We start from the raw sequence: 21,575 nt of genomic DNA, 5'->3' as shown, positions 1-21,575 counted from the left end.
CTGATCGTGGGGATCCGGCCACCGCCGGTCAGGGACTTTCGCGGACGTCTCGACGGGGGTATAAACGCCCCTATGCGTCCCTCGTCGAGTCTCGGCCTCTGATGCCGAACGAGCGTCTACGGGGGGCTGTGTCAGCAAGAGAGCTGACTACTCAGCGTTGCGCAGAGCTGCTCGGGGTTGATCCGAAGACCGTTGAGCGCTGGATCACCCGTGATCGCGTCCCGCACCGCGCTCACCGCGTTGCGGCTGCCGACCTGCTTGGCGTAGACGAGACATATCTGTGGCCGTCGGTGGTGGACGATCCCAGGACGGTGTCCGCAGGGCGTGCCGAGATGGTCGAGTTCTATCCGTCCAGGTCGGCGGTGCCGTTGGAGCTGTGGAGGTCGCTGATCCAGCAGGCGCGGGAGTCAGTCGACATCCTCGTCTTTGCCGGCCTGTTTCTGCCTGAGCTCCACGACATCACCCAACTCGGTGAGCGAGCCCGCCAGGGCTGCCGGATACGGGTCCTGCTGGCCGATCCGAACGGTGCTGCAGTGCGTCGCCGGGGAGACGAAGAGGGCTTCGGGATTGGCCTCGCCCACCGGGTGCTGCTGAGCCTGCGCTACTACGAGCCCATCCTGGCGATCCCTGGCGTGGAGGTCCGGCTGCACGACACGACATTGTACGCATCCATCTTCCGAGTGGACGAAACCATGCTAGTCAACACCCACGTGTATGGATCTACTGCCGCTCACAACCCGGTGTTACACCTCCGGCGCGTGCCTGGCGGCCGGGTCGTTGACCATTACCTCACCAGCTTCGACCGGGTCTGGACCCAGGCGGAGCGCACTTCGGACATCAACGCGGTGATCGCCACGTTCGACGGGAGATGACGGATGCCACGCCGCGACTTCTTCAACGATCCGAACGCCCCCGAGGCCAACAGTGTGGTGCCGTCGGTGGTTGCGGCGGTGCGTAACGAACAAGGTGAGTTGTTGATGATCCACCGTACGGACAACAACCTGTGGGCTCTACCTGGTGGTGGGCATGACATCGGAGAGTCGATCTCCGACACGGTGGTGCGGGAAGTGCACGAGGAGACGGGCATCGAGGTGGAGGTCACGGGTTTGGTCGGCACCTACACCAATCCCCACCACGTGATGGCCTACGACGACGGTGAAGTGCGCCAGCAGTTCTCGCTGTGCTTCACGGCGAGACCGGTTGGAGGGGTCCTGACGACGTCCAGCGAGTCACGCCAGGTTCGCTGGGTGGATCCCGCCGAGCTCCCACTGTTGGAAATCCACCCCTCGATGCGGCTCCGCATCGACCACGCACTCGAGGCTCGGGCCGTGCCGTACATCGGCTGATGCTGAAAGGGGGCGTTCCTCGATATGAACACGTCCCGACCGATCCGCCGAGCCAGTGAGGCGGCGAGCCGCCAGGCGACTACCGTTTGGGGGGTGTCTGACCTCACAGCCAACGCTGCGGAACTTGCTGCTGTGCTGCTCGACTCTCCACCGCTGGCCCGCCGCTGGGCTCACGTCCAGGGTGTGGGCCAGCGGGCAACGGAACTGGCGGTCACGGTGGCACCGGCCGATCGTGACCTGCTGGTGGCAGCCGCCTGGCTACACGACATCGGCTATGCGCCCGAGGTCGTGGACACTGGTCTGCACTCCCTCGACGGTGCGCGATACCTGCGGCGCCACGGCTACCCGCTGCGGCTTGTCGCGCTGGTCGCCCATCACACCTGCGCCCGCATCGAAGCTGCCGAGCGCGGCCTGGCGGATCAGCTCGCGCCATTTCCGTTCGAAGAAGGGCCTCTGATGGACGCGCTCGTCACCGCCGACCTAACGGTCGGACCGCAGGGACAGCGCATCGAGGTCGCCGAGCGTATCGAGGAGATCCTTCAGCGGTACTCACCGCAGAGCCCCGTTCACCGGGCGATCCAGCAGGCAAAGCCGCTTCTCATCGCGCACGCCCGCCGGACTTTGGAGCGCCTCGACGTCGGTGTTTGACTCGTTCCATGACTTCTCGGTCAGGGTCAGCCGGGTTGGTTCAGCACGTGACCCGTATCGCTGGCCGGCAGGTACGGACCGGCCGACCGCTCGACGCTGAAACGGTCAGAGAATGTGCCATTTGGTCACGTCCTGGTCGCTCCGCCTCAGGGCACCGATTCGGTGCAGCACCTCAGCCTCGGCTTCCGTCCCGGGTCGCGCCTTGCGGGCGTTGGTGGCGATCATCTGCAGCTCGCGGAGTTCACACACCGCCTCGAACCCGGGCCACGAGGTGACATCCCAGCCGTATGCGACGGTGAAGTCCGAGAAGGCCGCAGGGCCCGGTGGGGTGAACCGGCGACAGTGCACCGCGACGGTGGCCAGGTCCCACTCCCGGGGACCGAGTACGGCGCCGTCCCAGTCGGCAAGCACCGGCGTACCATCGAAGCGGCGCAGGGCGTTACGTGTCTGGGGATCAGATTGGATCAGGCTCGCGCCTCGGGGAAAGCTCGCCTCGAGCCAGCGGGTGGCGAGCGGCTCGAGACGCTCCAGCAGCAGGTCGCGATCCCGCACGGTGAGGATCGTCGACCTGGCAAGTGAACGGCGAATGCTGTCGACCGGCTTCAGTGTTGGCAAGCTCACCGGCGGAGCAGGCAGCGCGTGCAGCCGCCGAAGCAGACCGCCCAATTCCGCCGTCGTGACCGGCGCGTCGTGCGCCGGGTCAAGCCGCTGCCAGACGGTCACGGCATGCTCGCCCACCAGTAGAGGTTGTGGCAGACGCGAGCTGAGGTTGACCGTCGGAAACCCCTGACCAGCCAGCCACCGCACAACGGCCACTACGGCACGTGCGCGCTCCAACCCGAACTCCGCCGGAGCGACCTTGACCACCACGTCACCGACGGCGTACACCGCGTTGGTGTGATGCCGGAGCAGAACGGCGTCAGCGTCGGACATGTCCAGGCGACGACACACCTCGGCGAGCGCCGGACGTGTCCGCGCTTCGACGAACATGGGGCTCCTATGAATCGAGCGCGGCAGTTCCGACCGCAAGCGTACGGCTGCGCTCACGACAAGCTCGCACATAGTCCACCAGCGCGGCTACCTCGCTGCCGCGGTGTTTCACCGGAACCGCCGAGATCACGTCGTCCGCCCTCGCGAGGACGATCTCCGTACGCTGCGCCTCTGGCAGCGTCGCGACAGCGTCAAGCGCCGATACTGCGGCTTCGGCGGCTCGCCGATCCCGCACGAGACACATCGATCGGTCGAGCGCGATGAGCGCCGGATCGATCGGCACCGAAGGCGACGGCCCATAGAGCCGCAGCGCCTCCTCTTGGACCTGGTATGCCTCGCTCGTGTCGCCCAGCCAGGTGCTCGCTCCGGAGAGGTAGAACAGCATGCGCTTCATCGGGAACTGGAACGCCGTATCGCTGTCGTCATCGCCGACCCGATCGAACATCCGCCGGGCCTGGAGGACCGCTCTTCGTGCCTGACCATCTGCTCCGAGGCGGGCCAGCGCCCGAGCCCGCCCAGCCGCAGCAAGGGCCGCCGAGGATGATGGTGCGGCGGTGACCGCCAGCGCTGCCTCCGTCAGCACGACCGTCTGCTGTGGGTCACCGAAGTAGTAAGGCAGCATCGCCGATTGAGCTCGGACCAGCACCTGAAGCCGACCGTCGGAACTGTCGTCTGCCGCGTGAATCGCCGTCCGAAACCACAGGCGTGCTTCACAGACGTTCCCAAGCCGCATAAGCGCATCGGCGCACATGGTCGCTAACAAGGCCGCCGCGCCGGAGAGCCGCGCCTGAACCGCCGCCGGCTGCCGACGTTGGGACAGAATTTGGACCTCGGCACACTCGGCGACGAGCCGCGACAACATCACGCTCGGCGGGGCTGCGGGATAGACGCGCGCGTGCTCGCCGGCTGATGCCTCAATAAGATCGAGTTGTCGCGGAGCGACCGTCGAGGAGGCCAGCGCCCTCGTCCAGCTCGATACGGAGCCGAGCGAGCATGGCTATCGCCTGATCGGGCCGGTTCGCTGTTCGCTCGGCGGAAGGAAGATCCGCTGAGGCTCCTGCTTGCCGACCGAGCGGGCGGCGCGCTTCCACCTCCGCCATCTCGCCTTGGCCCAAGCCCATCACGGCTCGGGGAATACCAAGTCCGACAGCGATGCGTTCGAGCACCTCGTAGGCCGTCACCTGACGCCTGCCCTTGGTGATCTCGGCGGCTCGATTAGCGGACACACCGACCAGCGCGGCGATGGTGCCGTATGACACCCCACGAGCATGCAAGAACCGGAAGGTGGCAGCGATATCACGACGCTTGAGGAACACGCGGATCGGTTGCCCTTCCCAAACCCCGGACGTCCACCAGGACGGGTCAACTTGGGTGCCCACGACCACCTCCTTCCAACGGCAGCGGCTGTAGTCGATATGTAGTCGTCTCGCGTTCCGCTGACAAGCAGATTGGCATCCGTTGACGGGCGGTGTCCCCTCTGATGATCCCCGCTGGCGCGGCGGCCTCCACCCCCACCGTGACCCCCCACCGTGGCGTCGACAGGCGACCACAGCTCGTGGAGTCTGGAACAACTTCCATCGATCAATCAAGGAGTGGCACGGTGAGACGTACTGCGGTCATCGCCGGAGCGCGGGCCGCTCATCTCGGGCCGGCAGGCCCCTCTGCGGTTGGATGGTCACGCGTTGAGGACCCTGCCCACGGTAACCGCGCAAACCCCCGGATGAGCCATGACCATGCTTCTGGTAAGGCATTAGCTGCGCAGATCGGAGCAGGGATGGATCCCGACATCTTGAGCCGCTTTCGTCGAGATGGATACGTTGTATGCAGAGATATTCTCCGTCCCGTCGAAGTCGCCGCGCTCAGGACCGCCATTCCCAAAGTCTTGGACGATAACCGCTTGACTCTGGGATTGCCTGGGACGGACGCAGTTCCCAACCCGGAGCGTCTGCTAGATCAGGTCCTTTGCGTACACCACGTACACAAGATCAGCGCGATGTTCCACTCCCTCGCAAAGCATCCCGGGATTATAGAGAAGCTTGCTCAGATCATCGGGCCGCAGGTTAAGTGTCTTCAGTCGCAACTCTTCGTGAAACCTCCAGGGTTTCCAGGAAATGCATGGCACCAAGATGAAGGCCCTATACCGACGAGAGACCGCAGTCTGGTCGCGGTATGGATTGCTATTGATGACGCGACCGCAGAAAATGGCTGCCTTCGCATAGTTCCGGCGAGCCATCAGTCGGGCTACCTGTATCCGACACGTGAGCATCATCGGTCAGATGAGTACGACTTCACCACGGAGTCGTATGGGTTCGACGAGAGCGCCGCCAGGTTGGTGGAGTTGACCGCCGGGTCTGCGATCTTCTTTCACGGTTACCTTGTCCATGGCTCGAGCCGCAACCGCTCCAGCGGCATGAGGCGGGCACTCACCTACCACTACATGGACTCCTACTCGCTGCTGCCCTGGCAGGGGGGACGAGGCGACTACCGCGATGTCTTCCCGGTCCTGGGCGCCGATCCGTACGAGTGGAAGGGCTACGCGGACCAGAGCGTCCCGCACCTGCGCCTATGGCCGGATCCGGGCCGTCCGCCAGAACCCGGACTGTTGGACTACGCGCTGCGGACCAAGATGGCGGCGGCAATCCGCACGTGGGGACACGACGAACGAGCTGCCATCCGCCAGTTCCGAGAGGCCCTACGCGAGGCGCCTCGTGACCTCTGACGGCGCCGCAAAGCCACCAGCGCCTACGCGGGTGCCACGGGTGGGCACTTCCCGTACGGTAAAATCCCCCACCGTGATCAATGTCCAGCTATTGCGGGATCCCGCTTTCGTCGACCAACTCGGCCGCGCAGCGCAGCTGAAGCGAATGAATTTCGACGCGAATCAGTTGTCTGCGGCCTTCGAAGATAGGCGCAAAATCGTCGGCCTTGTCGATGATGCCCGCGCCCGGCAGAAGTCACTGTCAAAAGGTTTCCGAGACGCTGACGACGCGACTCGCGCATCCTTGCAGGCTCAGCTCACCCAGATCTCCGACGAGGTGAAGAGCCTTACCGTTCAGCTGAACGCTGCCGAGGAACGACTTCAAGAGCTGGCGCTGCGCGCGCCGAGCATCCCCGACGCAGCGGCGCCCGTGGGCGTGACCGACGAGGATAACGAGGTGATCCGTCATTGGGGTGAACCCAGGCGAATGGATCCGGACATGGTCGATCACGTTGAACTTGCCCGCCAGCTCGGACTTGTCGAGTTCGACCGTGCGCAGAAGTTCGCTGGGTCTCGCAGCATCGCACTTACCGGCAACGGTGCCCTTCTGACGCGGGCGGTACTCGCTATGGCGCTGGACCTGCTGACAGTCCGCGGCTTCCGACCTGTCATGCCGCCCGTCCTGGTCAGGGAAGAGGCGATGGTCGGCACCGGGTACTTCCCGCTCGGGGTGGAAGACGCCTACAAGGCCGACCGCGAGGACCGTTACCTCGTCGGCACGTCCGAGGTTTCGCTGGTCTCCCTACACCGCGACGAGCTTCTCTCCCTGTCTGACCTGCCGATTCGCTACGCCGGAATTTCCTCTTGTTTCCGGCGGGAGGCCGGATCTCACGGTCGGGACACGCGCGGCCTCTATCGGGTGCACCAGTTCGACAAGGTCGAGCAGGTTTCCATCATCGAAGCTGACGATGAGCTGTCCGCGCGGGAGCAGTTGGCACTGCTGGACAACTCCGAGACGGTGCTCAAGGCGCTGGAACTGCCGCATCGGGTAGCTATCGCCTGCACGGGAGAGATGGGGCAAGGACAGCGACTGAAGTACGAGGTCGAGACATGGATGCCCAGCCGTGGCGCCTACTCGGAGACGCACTCTTGCTCCAGTTTCGGTGACTTCCAGTCACGCCGATCAAACATCAAGTACCGCACCTCCACCGGCGAGACCGCGTTCGCCTACACCCTGAACAACACCGCAGTGGCCGCGCCACGGATTCTTATCCCCCTGCTCGAGCACCACCAGCAGTCGGACGGATCCGTCCGCATCCCGACGGCCCTCCGGCCATACCTGAACGGCCTGTCGACTCTCACCGCGGAAACGCCCTCTTCAGAGCTGGTGCCGACATACACACCAGCATGACCCCGTGAAGGGAGACTCGTGGAGCGTCTCGCGACAACCGCACTGAAGACGATCCATCAAGACACCTGCAAGGCGCTTCACGAGCCAACCGCCACCTACCTGATCGGCAGCCATGCCCGAGGCAACGCTGACCAGGCAAGCGACCTGGACGTCGTCATCTTGACCCGGGGCGACGTCCAGACCGCACAGAAGCTCGCCACGTCGCTCTATCAAGAGCGTTGTCCCGCCGGCCCTCCGCTTGACCTGACCGTCCTCGCCTACGACGACCTCGGGCACCCAGCCACCACGGACCTCCCTCGGATTCAACGGCGCGAAGTCCTGTATCCCCTCGCCGACCACGGCCGGCACGTCGGCGGGCCTGACCTCGCCGGCCACCTCAACAGTCGACTGATCATGGGGGCCGCTCCCACCAGGGCGATGCCGTGGGTCTTCACTCGCAGGGTCCGCGGGCTACCAGAGCAGCTACAACCAACAGCCGTGTCCGGGCCGCCCGTACCCGACGATGACTTCCTCGGGTACCCCCGTGACGGCCGGGTCAAGATCATCGTGTCGCTGGCCTCTTGGATCGGCGCCGGTATCGTCTCGATGACGACGGGCTGGGACCGGGTCGCGGCCAAAGAGCACGTAGTGACGCGCCTCAACGACGTCGATCCAGCCCTCGCGCAGTGGCTACGTGAGGTCATCACGACATGTCGCACCACCTGGGGCTACCAGATGCCACGAGATTCACGCGGCAGGGCGCTGCTGCGCAGCATGTGTCAGCTTCTGCACCAGCTTGAGTGCGACTACGCCAAGCGGTACCGCAACTGCGGACAGGATCGGCTGGAAGGCGATCCCGGTGCCAGGTAGCAATCCTCAGCCCGTTGCGCTGGTAACCGGCGCGAGTGGCTTCCTCGGCGGCATGCTGGCGGCAAAACTGAGGTCCCGCGACTGGGTGGTGGTCGGCATCGACCGTGTCCCGCAGCCGAGGCTCGGTGTGGTCACCGCTGACATCCGCGACGTCGCCACGCTCGGACGAGCCTTGCCACGGCACATCGACATTGTCATCCACATGGCGTCCCTGCTCTCGGCCTTTTGCGAGAAGAACCCTGCCGAAGCCTTCGACGTCAACGTCGCAGGCACAGCCAAGTTGCTCGAGGTCCTTGCTGACAGGGGGCAACCAGCCCTGCTGATGGCGTCATCCATCGCGGTCTTCAATGGGGTGCGGGCGACTGACGACACGCCTGTCCGACCCTCGTCCGCCTACGGCACGAGCAAGGTGATGGCGGAACTCCTCATCGCCGACGCCACGCGCCGCGGCATCGTTCGTGGCCACGCAGCCCGCCTGCCGACGGTCGCCGTACGACCGGGGCCACCGAGCGGCGCGGCCTCGGCCTTCGCCAGCACCATGGTGAAGAACGCCTTCGACGGCACGGACATCAGCGTTCCTGTCCCTGCGGGACAGCAGATCGTGCTCACGTCGCCGACAGCAGCTGTGGAAAACCTTTACCGACTGGCCGAGACCCTGGTCCGCGAACGAGCCATCGTTCCGAACACGATCAACGTTCCCGGCATCGCAGTGGACGTCGATGACATCGCTCAGCAGTGCCGCGCTGCCGCGCCAGCCACCGTCAGAATCCGCCGGGAGATCGATCCCGAGGTTGCGGCCGTCGTCACGTCCTGGCCGGCGGGGTGGGACTGCCCATCTGCTGTCCGGTTGGGGCTCCAACAGGACACATCTTTCGCCGACATCTTGGCCGACTACAGGCTTCGCGGTTAGTGGAGGAGACACCCATGTGGGACCTAACCCCAATACAGGCGGTAGGAGCCGACCGAGACACTCGTGATGTTCGCATCGCGTTCGTACACCTCAGCTTCCGCAAGGTCGCGCGCAGCAGAGCGGTCCGCAGTAAGGCCCTCTTCAGTGCCCACTTTCCCGCCCTCGGCCTGTTGAACCTCGCGCAACAGCTACGCGACCACTTCCCGGATCGCGACCTACGCGACTGGGTGCGCTACTTCGATGAAGAGGCATACGAAGACCGGGATGCGATGGAGGCCGCAATCCGCGCCTGGTTGGCCCCGGCAACCCTGGCAATCCTCGGGATGAGCACTTACACCTCCAGCATCGACCACGTCTCGGACTATTGCCGGCGCTTCGCCGGAGACAACGTCCTCGTCATTCTCGGCGGCGCTCACGTCACCGTCGTTCCCGACGACCTCCCGTGCCACATCATCGTGCGCGGCGAGGGCCGCAACGCCCTCGTAACGATCATCGAGAGACTCGGCACACCCGACTTTCTCACCTACGCACGGCTCGCAGGCATTTGCTGCCAACTCGGAGACACGCGCATCGACGGGGGAGCGGCCACGGATGATTCCATCGAGACGACCTCCGTACCCTGCTTCGCATACGACCTGCTCAGCGACCTCGATGCAGGCGTCTACGCGACCAGCTACACCCGCCTGCTCGGCGTCAATCCGCAAATTTACGTCTGCACCCAAAGCTGCCGCGCTCGCTGCTCCTTCTGCTCCACCTACCTCATCCACCGCCGTATGCAGGCACGCCCCGTCGAACGGATCAGGCAGGATCTCACCCATCTGCGAGACCAGGGCTACGACTCCATCGAGTTCCACGACGACGACCTCCTGCAGCACCCCGAGTTCGACGCGGTGCTCGACGTCCTGCGTGAGATTCAGCTGCCATGGTTCTGCTACGCCCGATCCGAAATCCTCGACGACAAGGTCGCGAAGCGCATGGCGCAAGCCGGCTGCCAGCGAGTCTTCCTGGGCCTCGAAGCCATGACGCAGCGCAGCCTCGACTACCTCAACAAGGCGACAACCGTCGCCCAGAACCGCACGGCGGCGACTGCTCTCGACCGGCACGGCATCGGAGCCGTCAGTGGATTCATCGTCGGGCTTCCGCACCACACAGTCTCCGATGTGCTCGCCGAGCTGGATGCCTTCCTGTCCCTCCCGCTCTTCGCCATCAGCTGCAACGTTCTGACGCCCGACCCTCGGACCCGAGAGTTCATGAGGGCACGACGCCGCGGCGGCGACCTGCAACTGAGCCTCGGCGGTGAGACAGGCCTCACCGTCATCCCGGACATCGAACGGTGGGGTCTCGACCAACCCGTCGGGCTGCCGTCGGTATGCGAAGCCATTGACAAGCGCACCCTCAACGACCTCGTCGCCGTCATCGAACACTCCTTCTACCTACGCCCCCACATCACCGACGCGCTCTACTCCTCGGCAGGCACTCCCCAACAGCGCGAGGTCATTACCGCCTACCTCGACTTCGTACGCGCCCGACTCGCAGAACGCGAACCCGGCGTCACCGACGACCTCGTCCGGGCGCGCATCAGCGACCTGATGACACGCCGATGAGTCGCTTGGCCGGTGGGGTGAACTACAACTTCCGCATGCCCGGGCACGAGCCGCATCTGGTGGTAGCCGGAGGTGCCGGAGCCTGGATCACCACCATCGACGGACGCCGCGTGTTCGACCTGTTCTCCGCATTCGGGGCACGAGCGTTCCCACATGGCTGCCGTGCTTATGAGCGGGCCCTGGCGGTCGGCGCCAAGGTGGTCTCAGGTTCTCTGCCCTCCGCCGCGGTGGAGCACGCGGCAGACGCAGTCCTGCAGCTCTTCCCACAGCACTCCGCAGTCCGTTTCTGCACCAGCGGAACCGAGGCAGCGCAGCTCGCCATCAGGCTGGCCCGCGCAGCGACCGGCCGCCCCCGGATCCTGCGCTTCGCAGATCACTACCACGGCCACCTGGACGCGCTCCTCGGCGGCGCGTACTCGCCACACACCTTCCCCCGACCTGCGGTGTTACCAGACGATCCGCGGGTCACTGAAGGCTCGGCACCTGGGCAGTTGGAGGCACAGAACTACCTTGCTCGGTGGAACAACGTGGGCGACCTCGAAGCCGTCTTCCGCGGCTTCGGGGACAGCCTTGCCGCCGTTGTGCTGGAGCCCTTTCCCATCAACGCCGGAGCGGTAGCGCCCGCGCCGGGCTTCCTCGAACTGCTACGCCAGCACTGCGACCGCCACCATACGGTCCTGATTTTCGACGAGATCATCACCGGCTTCCGCGCCGGACTGGGCGGCTGGCAGGCGACCAGCTCAGTTACACCAGACATCACCCTGGTCGGAAAGATGCTGGGCGGGGGAGCGGTACCGGTCAGCGCTGTCCTGGCCTCCGACCCTCTCCTCCAACTTTGCGCCGACCACCGCGTCGTCCACGGGGGCACACTGAACGGCTCACCACTCGCCGCTGCCGCCGTCGCCCACACCATCGAACTGCTGCAAAAACCCGGCGCCCTGTCCATGCACTCCCTACAGCGAGCGGGCGAATTCCTGCTCACCTCGGTCTCCGCCCACGTCGAGCGGGAAGGGCTTAGCGTCTCGATCTCGGGCCTGCCCGGCGGATTCTGGATCAGACCCGTCGGAAGGCCAGCAGCGTCCACTTCCGCAGCGCTGCGGCGGCACCTACTCGACGCCGGAGTCTTGCCTGCCATGCCGACCAGGTTTTACCCCACGGCAGGCATGACCGAAGCCGACCTCGCGGAAGGCGCCCAACGCATCACGTCGGCAATCCGAAGCTACTCCCAGCACGCCTCTGCCAACCCACCCGGAGGATCCTATGCACGTGCCTGAGGAGCTCTGGCCACTCCGCCACGAGGCACTGAACTCAATCGACGGCCTCACCTTGCTCTACAACCTTGCCGCGCAGGCCTGCGCCAGGCAGCTTCCCGGCGACATCGTCGAGTGCGGCGTCTACAACGGCGGCTCCGCCGCCGCGATCGGCCTCGCCATCCGGCACCACCCAAAACGACTGTGGCTCTACGACTCCTTCCAGGGTTTGCCCACCCCTACCGCGTCTGACGACCGCGACGCCGCACGGTTCGCCGGCGAGTTGATCGGCGATCCAAGCCGCGTGCGTGCCCGGCTTGCCGAGGCAGGCGTACGCACCGACGCCACCATCCTCTGCGAGGGATGGTTCGACGAAACCTTCGCGCAACCCGGGCCAGACGCCGTCGCCCTCCTTCACATCGACGCGGACTTCTACGACGGGGTTCGAGCCGTGTTACGGCACTTCTACGACCGCGTAGTAGCCGGTGGAGTCATCATCATGGACGACTTCGCCTGGTGGGAAGGAACGCGACGAGCCTTCTACGAGTTCTGCGTCGAACGAAAGATTGCACCCATCGTCCACCGACACGGAGTTACGGGAGCACTCTATTGGTTCAAGGACGAAACCTACGTGCGATCGCACGCTACCCGCCCGCTGCTCCGCCGGCCATCAGTCGGATCACATCCCGAGGCTTGATTTTGTCTGCCCCATGGCATTCCACGCCAACGTAACCGGCATACCCTGTCGCTCTCAGCGCCGCAAACAGTTCCGGGAAGCGTATTGTCCCACTGCCTGGGATGCCCCGTCCGGGGAAGTCGGCCACCTGAACATGCCCGACGTAGGCACCGAAGTCTCGGACCGCGACGGCGGGCTCGATTCCCATGCGTGCCAGATGGTAGACGTCACACAAATAACCAACCTCAACAGCACCCGCGCTCCGGACTTCTTCAATCAGTTCCACCACGGCCTGAGGAGTGTTCAGCGGATAGGCCGGACAGTCCCCGCTGTTCAACGCCTCGACCACGATTTCGGCCCCGATGTCGGAAGCCGCCTGGGATGCCGCTGTCAGATGGCGGACCGCCAGAGCACCCGCTACTTCCTGATCCAAGCCGGGAAGCCGATTACCATACAACGCGTTCAGAACCCGACAACCGGTCTCCTCGGCCAGCCATAGAGCAGATTGGAGGTTGGCGCGGAAGCGCTCGGCGGCATGAGGGTGTGACAGGATCCCTCGCTCACCAGAACCCAGGTCGCCTCCATCCAGATTCAACAGGGCCAACTTCAGGCCAGCTGAGCGGATCTCCGACGCCAGGCTTGCTAGTTCCTCGCGAGGGGGGTCCGGCTGCTCGAACGGCCACCACATTTCCACCACGTCAAAACCTGCAGAAGCGGCTGATCTCAGGCGTTCGACAAGAGTCAAGCCGATGTGTGAAATCGAGACATTTAGGCTCAAATGCACCGGGGTAGCCTCCTAGTGGCTCGCATCGCCTCTGGCAAGCGACTGCAGATCCGTCACGAACTCTGAACCGAGTCGCGAGGAACTCCTCACGTGGCCCCCCGCGAATATGGTGCACATGGGCCGGCGATTGGGATTGCGAACAACGGCGACGGTGTGCTTGTAGCCGCTGATCTAACCGCCGCCAGCCTGCACCTTAACGAACTCGCTTCACGAGGATGGTCATGCATGATTGTGGTTCACGGAACCGTCGAGTTCTACCGGCAGTACCGACCCGGCATCCCGTCAACCATGGTTGACGTGCTGGATGTCGCAGTCCCTACCGGTGTGCCGCGACGCCTTCTCGACCAAGGCCGGTCATGCGCTCAGCGACCATTACTTCCACGCTGCGTCGCAGAGATCACGGCGGTCTGGCACGGGGAGCGCTCCGAGACCAGCCTTCGCCAGCGGCTCATCGACTCGATCAAGGCGACCGCCGATGTCGCACACGCCGCCTGATCTGCCGGGCTCGGCAGCCACGATCGGGCTGACCATCGACACGGTGCTACGGCGCACGGACAAGACCCTGCTGGCGCGAGGCTCGTTCCGCGGGGAACCGGCAGCGGTGAAATATCTGATCGACCCAGATCCGTTCTGGGCGGCCAGGTGGCGGCATGAGCTGGACGTGTACGAGATCTTCGGTGACACCACCCCGCCGGTCCGCGTTCCTCGGCTGCTCCATACCGACCGTGACCGGCTGCTGGTCCTGGAATGGGTCGACGCATCGCCCCTCGCGGTCGAACGCTACCCCCAGCGAGAGCTCGATACCCGGGAGGTCGATGCCGTCCTGGACTGCATCACCGCGTTGAACGAGTGGACCTACCCCGCCGCCCGGCTCTCGCCGACCTTCGACTACTCCGAGCGCGTGGCGCGGTACCAGGCCAAGGGGTACCTCACTGAGGGCCAGCGAGAGGCTCTGGACAGTCTGCTGGCCCGCTGCGACGCGCCGGCACAGCTCAATCACGGCGACCCGCTGGCCAGCAACATCCTCCTCAATGCCGGCCGTCCCGACAGCGATGACGAGGCCGAGGCCACCGCGGTGCTGGTCGACTGGGAGTTCACCGGGCTGTTCCTTCCTGGCTTCGACCTTGCGATGCTCCACACCCAGGTCGGCGCGAGTACGCCAGTGATCCGCGAGCGTATCGAGGCGATCGTGAGTGAGACGGGCATCGAGGCCGCATTCGCGCTCAACCTCGCTGTGGTCCTGACCCGCGAGCTGCGCCTGCACCACGAACTGCCCGAGGACGACCCGGCGCGGACGCGGTGTCTGCCGATCATCGAGGCCGCCTGGACCTCGGCCAGCACCCGCCTACAACGCATCAACGCGGCCAGGTCAGCATGATCCACGTAGCCCTGGTCCACCGGGACCTCCACGAAGTGGGCCGCGGCGGCATCTGCACCCTCTACCGCTCCCTGGCCCAGCAACGGTGGGCGCATCGATAACTATGATCACGGGGGACATCGCGCCGGTCACATCAGCCAGAGCGATCAGCGGGGCGCCCACCCTGCCGACATCATCACCTTCCGGGGCTCGTCACCCCGACGCGTACCAGGCCCCGCAGACATCCTCAGGAGGCGTCCAGCCATGACTCGTCGATCCGCCTCCGCCGGTGCCGTTGTCGTGACCGACGACCTCAGCTCTCCACAGATCCTGCTCCTCGATCAGGTTCGAAAGACCGGTGAACGACAGACCGTCGCCCCGAAAGGCCAGCTGGAGCCGGGCGAGGCGCCGCTTCAGGCAGCGAGGAGGGAGGTGGCCGAGGAGGCCGGCCTCACCAGTACGTGCTACAGCGGGTATCTCGGGCAGGAGGCCTACACGTTCACCGACAACGACGGCATGCCAGCGGCGAAGGTCGTCGACTGGTTCCTCTTCACGACATCCACCACCGTCACGACGCCGGCCCGAGAGGAAGGCTTCGTCCAGGCCCGCTGGCTCGAGGCTCCCGCGGCCCGGCAGGCCGCCAGCCACCCCCAGTTCCAGCAGGTGCTGGATCGCGCCGTTGCCGTCATCACCTGGCGTGCCGCTCATCCTCTGCCGTTCAGCCGGAAGCTCAGTCACCTGGTCGACCAGATGGCGGCAGAGGCCGAGGCCGCCATCGCCGGACATCCGGATGCTGGGGTGGGCCTGTGCGGATCCGCCGCACGAGGAGACTTCATCGAGGGCTGGAGCGATGTCGACTTCATCGCCTGGAACCTGCCCCCCACGTCGGCCGCCGCCACGTCGCTCCAGGAGATCATCAGCGATGCGGCCCGACGCCACGGTCCTCGCGCGTCACTGCACCTCGCGGACGGCCACGGGGCCGAGGCCCGTCGCCTCGGTCCGCTCTACGACATGAAGATGCGAATGGCGCTGCGCCGCGTAGGGCTCGACACCGCCGTGATCGCAGGTGCCGCCCCTACCTTCGCCGCCGCTCCAGAACGAGCCGACCTCGCTGGTGACCTTGCTGTACTGCATGACTTCGCCGTCGCCCGTCTGGCCGAGAGACACCGCGCAGAATCGGAACGCGAGGACGCGGCACGCCAGGTGTTGTCTGTCCTGGCGAGTGCGGGTCGGCTGCTCGTCGCCAGCCGAGCGCCAGAGGTTGGCTTGTGGCTTCCTGACGTGGTCGAGGCTCTGCGCGGCGGACCCGACGACGAGCTCAGATTGCTCCTGCGCGACTACGACGCCTACCGCCGGGCAGGCGCAAGCGACATCGAGCGCGCCGAGCGGCTTGCCGCCCGCGTACCAAGTGCGCTCGTGGCCGCGAGAAGCATGATCGCAGAATCGGCAGCGCTGTGATCATCTTTGCTGACTTTCGACCAGAGACCACGGTGCGTTCTTCTCCCTCCGTAACAGGTCGACCGCTTGCAGAGACGCCTCCACGAGCTAATCGGAACGATGCTGATCACGGCAAGGTCTACGGTGAGTCCGTGGCACACCCGTTCGCGCTGACGCTGCGGCTCGTTCAGGAGCGCGACGACACGGTGGTGTGCCGGTCGCCGGTCAGGGCGCACGTCACGTTCGGTGCCAGGGTCGACCACACCCATCCGGCCGTGAGGTGTCTTCCGACCGATCTTGGGGACCGGCGTGGTCAGGTCCTCGCTCTGCTCCGGGCCTGCGGGGCTGCGGTTCCGTGACGGCTCACGATGGCGACTTCCGGCGATGATCCAGCTCTTCTGACCGACGTGGCGACCATCGCCCCGTCGGTACGCGACCTTCGTCGACCCGTCACGCCCGTGAAAGGCCCCATCGTCATGACCGCTCAGCGGATGCTCACCGGTGACCGCCCCACCGGAAAACTGCACCTCGGCCACTACGTCGGCAGCATCGCCAACCGGGTGAAGCTGCACCAGAAGTACGAGAGCTACTTCATCATCGCCGACCTCCACATGCTGACCACCAAGAACACCCGCGACGACATCGCGAGGGCCACCCAGAACGCCCGGGACATGGTCGTCGACTCCCTCGCCGCCGGGATCGACCCCGACACCGCCACCTTCTACCTCCAGTCGGCGATCCAGGAAGTCGGAGACCTCAACACCCTCTTCCAGAACCTGGTCACCGTGCCGCGCCTGGAACGGGTGCCCTCGCTCAAGGACATGGCCCGCGACGCCGGCAAGGAGGAGATGCCGTACGGCCTTCTCGGGTACCCGGTGTTGCAGGCCGCCGACATCCTCTGCGTCAAGGCCCACGTGGTGCCCGTTGGGAAGGACAACGCCGCGCACGTCGAGGTCACCAGGGAGATCGCCCGCCGCTTCAACCACCTCTACGGCGAGGTCTTCCCCGTCCCCGACCTGGTCAGCGCCGAGACTCCCACCCTGGTAGGCACCGACGGCCGGGCCAAGATGAGCAAGAGCCTCGGCAACGCCATCGCACTCTCGGACGAGCCGGCGGAGGTCCGCCGCAAGGTCATGGGCATGTACACCGACCCGAACCGGATCCGCGCTGATGTGCCCGGCACGGTCGAGGGCAACCCGGTGTTCCAGTACCACGACGTCTTCAACCCCAACCGGGCCGAGGTTGACGACCTCAAGAGCCGCTACCGCGAGGGCAAGGTCGGCGACGTCGAGGTCAAGGAGAAACTCGCCACCGCGCTGATCGCGTTCCTCGACCCCATGCGCGAGCGACGCGCCCGCTACGAGGCCGACAAGGGCCTGGTGGACGAGTTGATCGTGGCGGGCACGGAACGTACCCGGCGCGTGGTGCAGCAGACGGTGTTCGAGGCCCGCAAGGCGATGGGCCTCACCGGCGTCTACACCCAGCTCCGCCGTAAGGCCGAGCGTCCCGGAGACCCGCGGCCACCACGGCGTAGACAAGGACCGACGACGACCAAGTCAGGCTGGCCACCGACACGATCGCAATACGGGTAAGTGATCAAGCAACATCGTCGCCGATTGGAGACCGCTTCACGTGTCGAACATCGAGAAGGTTGACGCCGAACTGCGTGCCCTGACAGCCGGCGTCGACAGAGCTCGCGGCCTCACCGCCGCAGCCGGCACCCAGGCGCAGGAGGTCGGGGTTCGTGCCGCGGGCGCCGGCTTCGCCGCGGTGGCTGCCGGCATGGCTCGGGTCCATAGCGCGATCGGCGAGATCCAGGCCGCTCTGGGCCGCCTCTCCACGTCGATCGGGGAGGCGGCCCAGGCCACTGCGGCGGTGCCCCGCCAAGGCACACCGCAGGAGACGATCTCCGGGCTCGCGCCGGTGCAGAGCGCGGTGGACGGCGCCCGCGACGCGGCGACCGCAGTGATCAGTCAGGCCGGCGCGGCGCAACAACTCGTCACGGCCGTCCTCCTCGGCGGGCAGCCGGGACCCCTGTTGCAGGCCCTGGACGGCGTCAAACAGGTGATGGTGCTCATCGTTCAACGTACCGGCACCGCCCGGCAGTTCGTCGACGCGGCAGCCGCCGAAGCACGACAGCTGGGATCAGCGGGAAATTGACGAGGGCTGGCGGTCCCTCGCCGGCCAGCCCATTCCCCGACACCGACGGCAGTACGGCCGCAACCACACCCGCCAAGGACCCCCGATCGGCCTTTACCCGCTGGAGTAGGCCGCCCACGGGCGTTCCCGGCGGCTCGGCGACCGGACCACGGACCAGGATCCCACTGCGCGAGGACGACGCGGTGCGGCGCTCGCTGGAGTTGGAGAACGAGTGCGCCGACACTCTCGCTCACGACGGCTACCGCGTACACCAGAACCCGACCCCGCGGGAGATCGCCGACGCGCGCCAGAGCACCGGCGACGTGGGCAAGCCGGACAAGGAACCTGACTACCTCATCGAGGGCCACGTCTTCGACTGCTACTCACCCACCCCCGGCAAAGCGGTACGCGGGGTGTGGACGGAGGTATCGCAGAAGGTGGCGAGGCAGCAGACCCAACGGGTGGTGCTGAACCTGCAGGACTGGCGCGGTGACATCACCGCCCTGCAGAAGCAGTTCGACGACTGGCCGGTCCCGCAGCTCAAGGAACTAGCAGCGGTGACCCGAAGCGGTGCGATCATTCAAATCGTCCGACGAGACTGAGAAGGCAGGCAGCACGTGGGCATCGAGTACCGACTCACCCTGGCCGGCGACATCCCGCTGGAGGACCTCGCTCCCCTCGTCGCCCCACACGGCGTCGAGGAGTCGACACAGCCCGGCTACCCCCGGCTGCTCAGCGCCGACCTCCGGGAGGAACTCGGCTACACGGTCACCATCTACGCAGGCAGCAACGGCTACTTCGACGCCGAAGACGACGACGGCACCCAATGGGAATGGGAACCCGACGCGTACGCCAGTGTCGCGTTCGACCTGCGCAAGAACGACCCACCGGAGGGTGCGGTTCCCTCCATGGTGTCGGCCGTCGCCCGTGTCCTGGCCGGCCGACCCGAAGACGCCGCACTCGTGCTCAACGGCAACTGGCTCCTGCTGACGCGAGTCGCCGGGGAGCTACGCGAACACCGATCATCATGGTGGGACACGTACGGCGTCCGGAACATGATTGTCCAGTAGGACGTTCCCACGGCGGCAGAAATGTCCGCTCTGATCGCAAACGTCGGCTCGATTCTCCGCCAAACCCGTGCAGCAATCCATCTCGCTGAGGACATCTACGTGCTTCACCAAAAGTTGTGAACGGCCTGAGCGCCAGGTACGACACGCGTTTCCCGCCTGAGGAGTCCGCCTGCCGAATTCTGTCCTTGATCTCGGTCGCCGCTCGGCTGCTCGTCACCCGGCACGCCTGCGGCCTCCTGGGGCGGCGGACGCCATACGCTCCTGGGCGGGCAGGCAGCTCGCAAAGTGGATCGCCTGACCACGACGAACACCGTCAGACCGGAACACTCAACCTCACCCGGGCCCGACGCCTGGATGCCCGCGTACCTGCCGCACACCTCGAAGCCGTCGGTGCCCTTCGCGAACCCGTACGGGCAGCAATGCCCTTGGGTAGCTGGGGCGGGGCTGGCATGAGCCAGCGCGGGCCCGCCAAGGCGCCGCCGCCCCTGCGGCGGGAAGCTGCACCGCTGAGGGCCGTGATTGCGGCCCGTGCGAATTGGATCGCGGCCAGCGTTACCGCCCTACAGCAGCGGCGATTTGTGGACGCGGCGTGGCTTGTGGGATCTCTTGGGCGGGGCACCGCCGACCCGTACAGCGACGTCGACCTCGTCGTGGCCGTCGACACCACCACACCCCAGGGCGTATTTGATGACCCAGTCGCCGGCCTGCGGTTGCCCGGCCCGGTGCTGTTCACCGTGGGCAAGCCCCGCAACGCTCCAGCCGGCGGTGGCTACCTGACCGTGTGCGTCGAGCTGGCCACCCTGCCCGTCCTGGTCGATCTCTACCTGTGGCCTACCGAAACCGCTGCCCTACCCGCCGAGGGTCGGCTCCTGCTGCACCGCACGCCACCACCGCCGCGCACCGACCTGGCGTTCATACCCCTACTGGACCGACACCGCACCCCCGACACCACCGGCACCGACCCGACCCGCCCGGCCAGCGTTCTGATGCTGGTGCAGCTGGCCGCCAAGTACCTCGCCCGCGGCGACCAACCGCGCCATGTCGCCATCACCCGACATCTGGATCTTCCATCCGGCGCCGACAACGTCATGCTGCGGCAGATCCTCGACGAGCGCATCGAACCGGCCGCCGCCCGGCAGTTGCGTTCCGCCATCGCCGCGGCTCACCGCCTCCTCGACCTTGCCGACGCCGTCGCGGCGACGCACCTGCTACGGGATGACCCGTCGCACGATGGGCGGAGCGGTTCGTGACGGGTCAGAATCCCATCGTCAGCGTGAGTCGCAGGTTCGGCATCATGTCCGACGTGCCGCTCGCGTCCGCGTTCACGGTCTTCGACGCGCAGGATTCCGGCTGCTTGTCCTACGGCGTCGAGTCCGGCGGGCATCGCTGGTTCGTGAAGAAGGCCACCACGCCAACGGCCCGGCTTTCGCTGGACCGGTCTATCCGCCTACACGCCGCAGTTGAGCACGCGGCGATCGTCCGTCCCGAGCGGGTCCTCGACGGCCCCGACGGGCTGACACTGGTGTACCCGTGGCACGACGGCAACGTGCTCAACCACGCCACCCGGAACGGCTCGGACCGAACCGCGCTGGCCCGATTCCAGCGGCTTCCGCTACCGGAGGTCGTAGCGGCTGTCGACGCGATCCTCGACGCGCACGTGGCCGTCACGGCTGCGGGCTTCGTGGCCGTCGACCTGTACGACGGCTGCTTCCTATACGACTTCGATGCCCGCCGAATGCGCCTGATCGACCTGGACGAGTACCGACTCGGACCTTTCGTCCTCGACGCCGACCGCCTTCCCGGCTCGCGCCGCTACATGGCCCCCGAAGAGTTCGTCCGCGGCGCGGTCATCGATCAGCGCACCACCGTGTTCAACCTCGGTCGTACGATCCACCAACTGCTCGACTCCCCTGATGGCTGGCGGGGATCCCCGGCTCAGGAGAGGTTGGCGACGCGCGCGACCCGCGCGACGCCCGTCGACCGGTACCCCGACGTGGTGAGCCTGACGGCGGCGTGGCACTCCACGTGGACGCCGTGATGGACACGGTGGTCCGGTACTGAGCGCGGGAGCCGTCGTAGGGTGCTGCGGTGGGTGCACTCAGCCAGGCCGAGTTGGACGCGTTGGTCGACGAGGCGACGGTTGACGCCTACAACGATGACGAGCAGCTGACCGGTCTGTACACGCTGATCGAGGAGCATCTGGCGGTGCCGTTCACGACACGGGTTCTGGGTGTCGAGGTAACAGTGCGGCGGGTTGACCTGCGCCACGGCGCAGTCGTCGCGGTCTGCCATCGAGACGGAATCCGTCAGGCGATCAGCCTCCTCGATCTCCCCTTGCCGGAGCCGGCACCGTCCGGCGCGCAGTGGATCGAGGCGTACCGGCACTGGGCGAACGGATGATCCTCG

22 protein-coding genes and 2 pseudogenes are annotated in these 21,575 nt (G+C 66.0%); 20 read left to right on the top strand and 4 right to left on the bottom strand.

Annotated features, from left to right (window positions below; all coding sequences use genetic code 11):
- Positions 1-101: 101 nt before the first annotated feature.
- The 3 genes from O7634_RS10635 (at position 102) to O7634_RS10625 (ending at position 1,994) form a co-directional block, all read left to right on the top strand.
- Complete coding sequence (locus tag O7634_RS10635; RefSeq protein ID WP_278149963.1) at positions 102-872, top strand: DUF5919 domain-containing protein; 771 nt, start codon at positions 102-104, stop codon at positions 870-872.
- Between the two features lie 3 nt (positions 873-875).
- On the top strand, positions 876-1,346 hold the full coding sequence (locus tag O7634_RS10630) for an NUDIX domain-containing protein (RefSeq protein WP_278149962.1): 471 nt from the start codon (positions 876-878) through the stop codon (positions 1,344-1,346).
- 93 nt (positions 1,347-1,439) lie between these two features.
- Positions 1,440-1,994: an HD domain-containing protein gene (locus tag O7634_RS10625; protein WP_278149961.1), complete on the top strand. Its 555-nt coding sequence runs from the start codon at positions 1,440-1,442 to the stop codon at positions 1,992-1,994.
- A 105-nt stretch (positions 1,995-2,099) separates the two neighbouring features.
- Here O7634_RS10625 and O7634_RS10620 read toward each other — a convergent pair whose 3' ends face one another.
- From O7634_RS10620 to O7634_RS10610, 3 genes are read right to left on the bottom strand one after another with little or no spacing between them, the layout of a single operon-like run.
- On the bottom strand, positions 2,100-2,984 hold the full coding sequence (locus O7634_RS10620) for a phosphotransferase (protein WP_278149960.1): 885 nt from the start codon (positions 2,982-2,984) through the stop codon (positions 2,100-2,102).
- Positions 2,985-2,991: 7 nt separating this feature from the next.
- Complete coding sequence (locus tag O7634_RS10615) at positions 2,992-3,849, bottom strand: hypothetical protein (RefSeq protein ID WP_278149959.1); 858 nt, start codon at positions 3,847-3,849, stop codon at positions 2,992-2,994.
- Positions 3,850-3,898: 49 nt separating this feature from the next.
- Complete coding sequence (locus tag O7634_RS10610; RefSeq protein ID WP_278149958.1) at positions 3,899-4,363, bottom strand: helix-turn-helix domain-containing protein; 465 nt, start codon at positions 4,361-4,363, stop codon at positions 3,899-3,901.
- Positions 4,364-4,464: 101 nt separating this feature from the next.
- Between O7634_RS10610 and O7634_RS10605 the strand changes: the two genes are divergently transcribed.
- The 7 genes from O7634_RS10605 to O7634_RS10575 all read left to right on the top strand — a co-directional run bounded on the left by O7634_RS10605 (position 4,465) and on the right by O7634_RS10575 (position 12,403).
- On the top strand, positions 4,465-5,703 hold the full coding sequence (locus O7634_RS10605; protein WP_347404245.1) for a phytanoyl-CoA dioxygenase family protein: 1,239 nt from the start codon (positions 4,465-4,467) through the stop codon (positions 5,701-5,703).
- A 73-nt stretch (positions 5,704-5,776) separates the two neighbouring features.
- A complete protein-coding gene (serS, locus tag O7634_RS10600) occupies positions 5,777-7,093 on the top strand; it encodes a serine--tRNA ligase (RefSeq protein ID WP_278149956.1) in 1,317 nt (438 codons plus the stop codon).
- Positions 7,094-7,111: 18 nt separating this feature from the next.
- Entirely contained in the window at positions 7,112-7,942 is an 831-nt protein-coding gene (locus O7634_RS10595) for a nucleotidyltransferase domain-containing protein (RefSeq protein WP_278149955.1), read from the top strand.
- Entirely contained in the window at positions 7,932-8,852 is a 921-nt protein-coding gene (locus O7634_RS10590) for an NAD-dependent epimerase/dehydratase family protein (protein WP_278149954.1), read from the top strand. Before O7634_RS10595 ends, O7634_RS10590 begins: the two co-directional genes overlap by 11 nt.
- Positions 8,853-8,866: 14 nt before the next feature.
- The gene (locus tag O7634_RS10585) at positions 8,867-10,456 is read left to right on the top strand and encodes a radical SAM protein (protein WP_278149953.1); all 1,590 of its coding nucleotides are present in this window, start codon (positions 8,867-8,869) and stop codon (positions 10,454-10,456) included.
- 17 nt (positions 10,457-10,473) lie between these two features.
- Positions 10,474-11,730 carry an aminotransferase class III-fold pyridoxal phosphate-dependent enzyme gene (locus tag O7634_RS10580; RefSeq protein ID WP_278149952.1) on the top strand — a complete coding sequence of 419 codons (1,257 nt, stop codon included), beginning with the start codon at positions 10,474-10,476 and terminating at the stop codon, positions 11,728-11,730.
- Positions 11,723-12,403: a TylF/MycF/NovP-related O-methyltransferase gene (locus O7634_RS10575; protein WP_278149951.1), complete on the top strand. Its 681-nt coding sequence runs from the start codon at positions 11,723-11,725 to the stop codon at positions 12,401-12,403. The genes O7634_RS10580 and O7634_RS10575 overlap by 8 nt, the downstream gene beginning before the upstream one ends.
- On the opposite strand, the gene O7634_RS10570 is transcribed toward O7634_RS10575, so the two are convergent.
- The gene (locus O7634_RS10570) at positions 12,351-13,166 is read right to left on the bottom strand and encodes a TIM barrel protein (protein ID WP_278149950.1); all 816 of its coding nucleotides are present in this window, start codon (positions 13,164-13,166) and stop codon (positions 12,351-12,353) included. The two genes, O7634_RS10575 and O7634_RS10570, sit on opposite strands and share 53 nt — an antisense overlap.
- 225 nt (positions 13,167-13,391) lie before the next feature.
- On the opposite strand from O7634_RS10570, the pseudogene O7634_RS10565 reads away from it, so the two are divergent.
- The 10 genes and pseudogenes from O7634_RS10565 to O7634_RS10520 form a co-directional block, all read left to right on the top strand.
- A pseudogene (locus O7634_RS10565) lies at positions 13,392-13,517 on the top strand (SAM-dependent methyltransferase); the annotation flags it as partial.
- Positions 13,518-13,641: 124 nt separating this feature from the next.
- A complete protein-coding gene (locus O7634_RS10560) occupies positions 13,642-14,544 on the top strand; it encodes a phosphotransferase (protein WP_278149949.1) in 903 nt (300 codons plus the stop codon).
- 243 nt (positions 14,545-14,787) lie between these two features.
- Positions 14,788-15,981: an NUDIX domain-containing protein gene (locus tag O7634_RS10555; protein ID WP_278149948.1), complete on the top strand. Its 1,194-nt coding sequence runs from the start codon at positions 14,788-14,790 to the stop codon at positions 15,979-15,981.
- Positions 15,982-16,436: 455 nt separating this feature from the next.
- A pseudogene (gene trpS, locus O7634_RS10550) lies at positions 16,437-17,494 on the top strand (tryptophan--tRNA ligase).
- A 98-nt stretch (positions 17,495-17,592) separates the two neighbouring features.
- Positions 17,593-18,120: a DUF6244 family protein gene (locus tag O7634_RS10545; protein ID WP_278149947.1), complete on the top strand. Its 528-nt coding sequence runs from the start codon at positions 17,593-17,595 to the stop codon at positions 18,118-18,120.
- 182 nt (positions 18,121-18,302) lie between these two features.
- Positions 18,303-18,701, top strand: coding sequence for a hypothetical protein (locus O7634_RS10540; RefSeq protein WP_278149946.1), 399 nt, complete (start codon positions 18,303-18,305; stop codon positions 18,699-18,701).
- A 15-nt stretch (positions 18,702-18,716) separates the two neighbouring features.
- Positions 18,717-19,169 (top strand): SitI3 family protein, encoded by a 453-nt coding sequence (locus O7634_RS10535; protein ID WP_278149945.1) that lies wholly within the window; start codon positions 18,717-18,719, stop codon positions 19,167-19,169.
- Between the two features lie 419 nt (positions 19,170-19,588).
- The gene (locus tag O7634_RS10530) at positions 19,589-20,419 is read left to right on the top strand and encodes a nucleotidyltransferase domain-containing protein (RefSeq protein WP_347404312.1); all 831 of its coding nucleotides are present in this window, start codon (positions 19,589-19,591) and stop codon (positions 20,417-20,419) included.
- A 44-nt stretch (positions 20,420-20,463) separates the two neighbouring features.
- The gene (locus O7634_RS10525; protein ID WP_278149943.1) at positions 20,464-21,207 is read left to right on the top strand and encodes a serine/threonine-protein kinase; all 744 of its coding nucleotides are present in this window, start codon (positions 20,464-20,466) and stop codon (positions 21,205-21,207) included.
- Between the two features lie 50 nt (positions 21,208-21,257).
- Positions 21,258-21,569, top strand: coding sequence for a calcium-binding protein (locus tag O7634_RS10520; RefSeq protein WP_278149942.1), 312 nt, complete (start codon positions 21,258-21,260; stop codon positions 21,567-21,569).
- Positions 21,570-21,575 lie beyond the last annotated feature (6 nt).

Source organism: Micromonospora sp. WMMD1120, from assembly GCF_029626235.1.
Lineage (GTDB): Bacteria > Actinomycetota > Actinomycetes > Mycobacteriales > Micromonosporaceae > Micromonospora.
The sequence above is the reverse complement of the archived record's forward strand: the minus strand, read 5'-3'. Positions and strand labels throughout refer to the sequence as shown.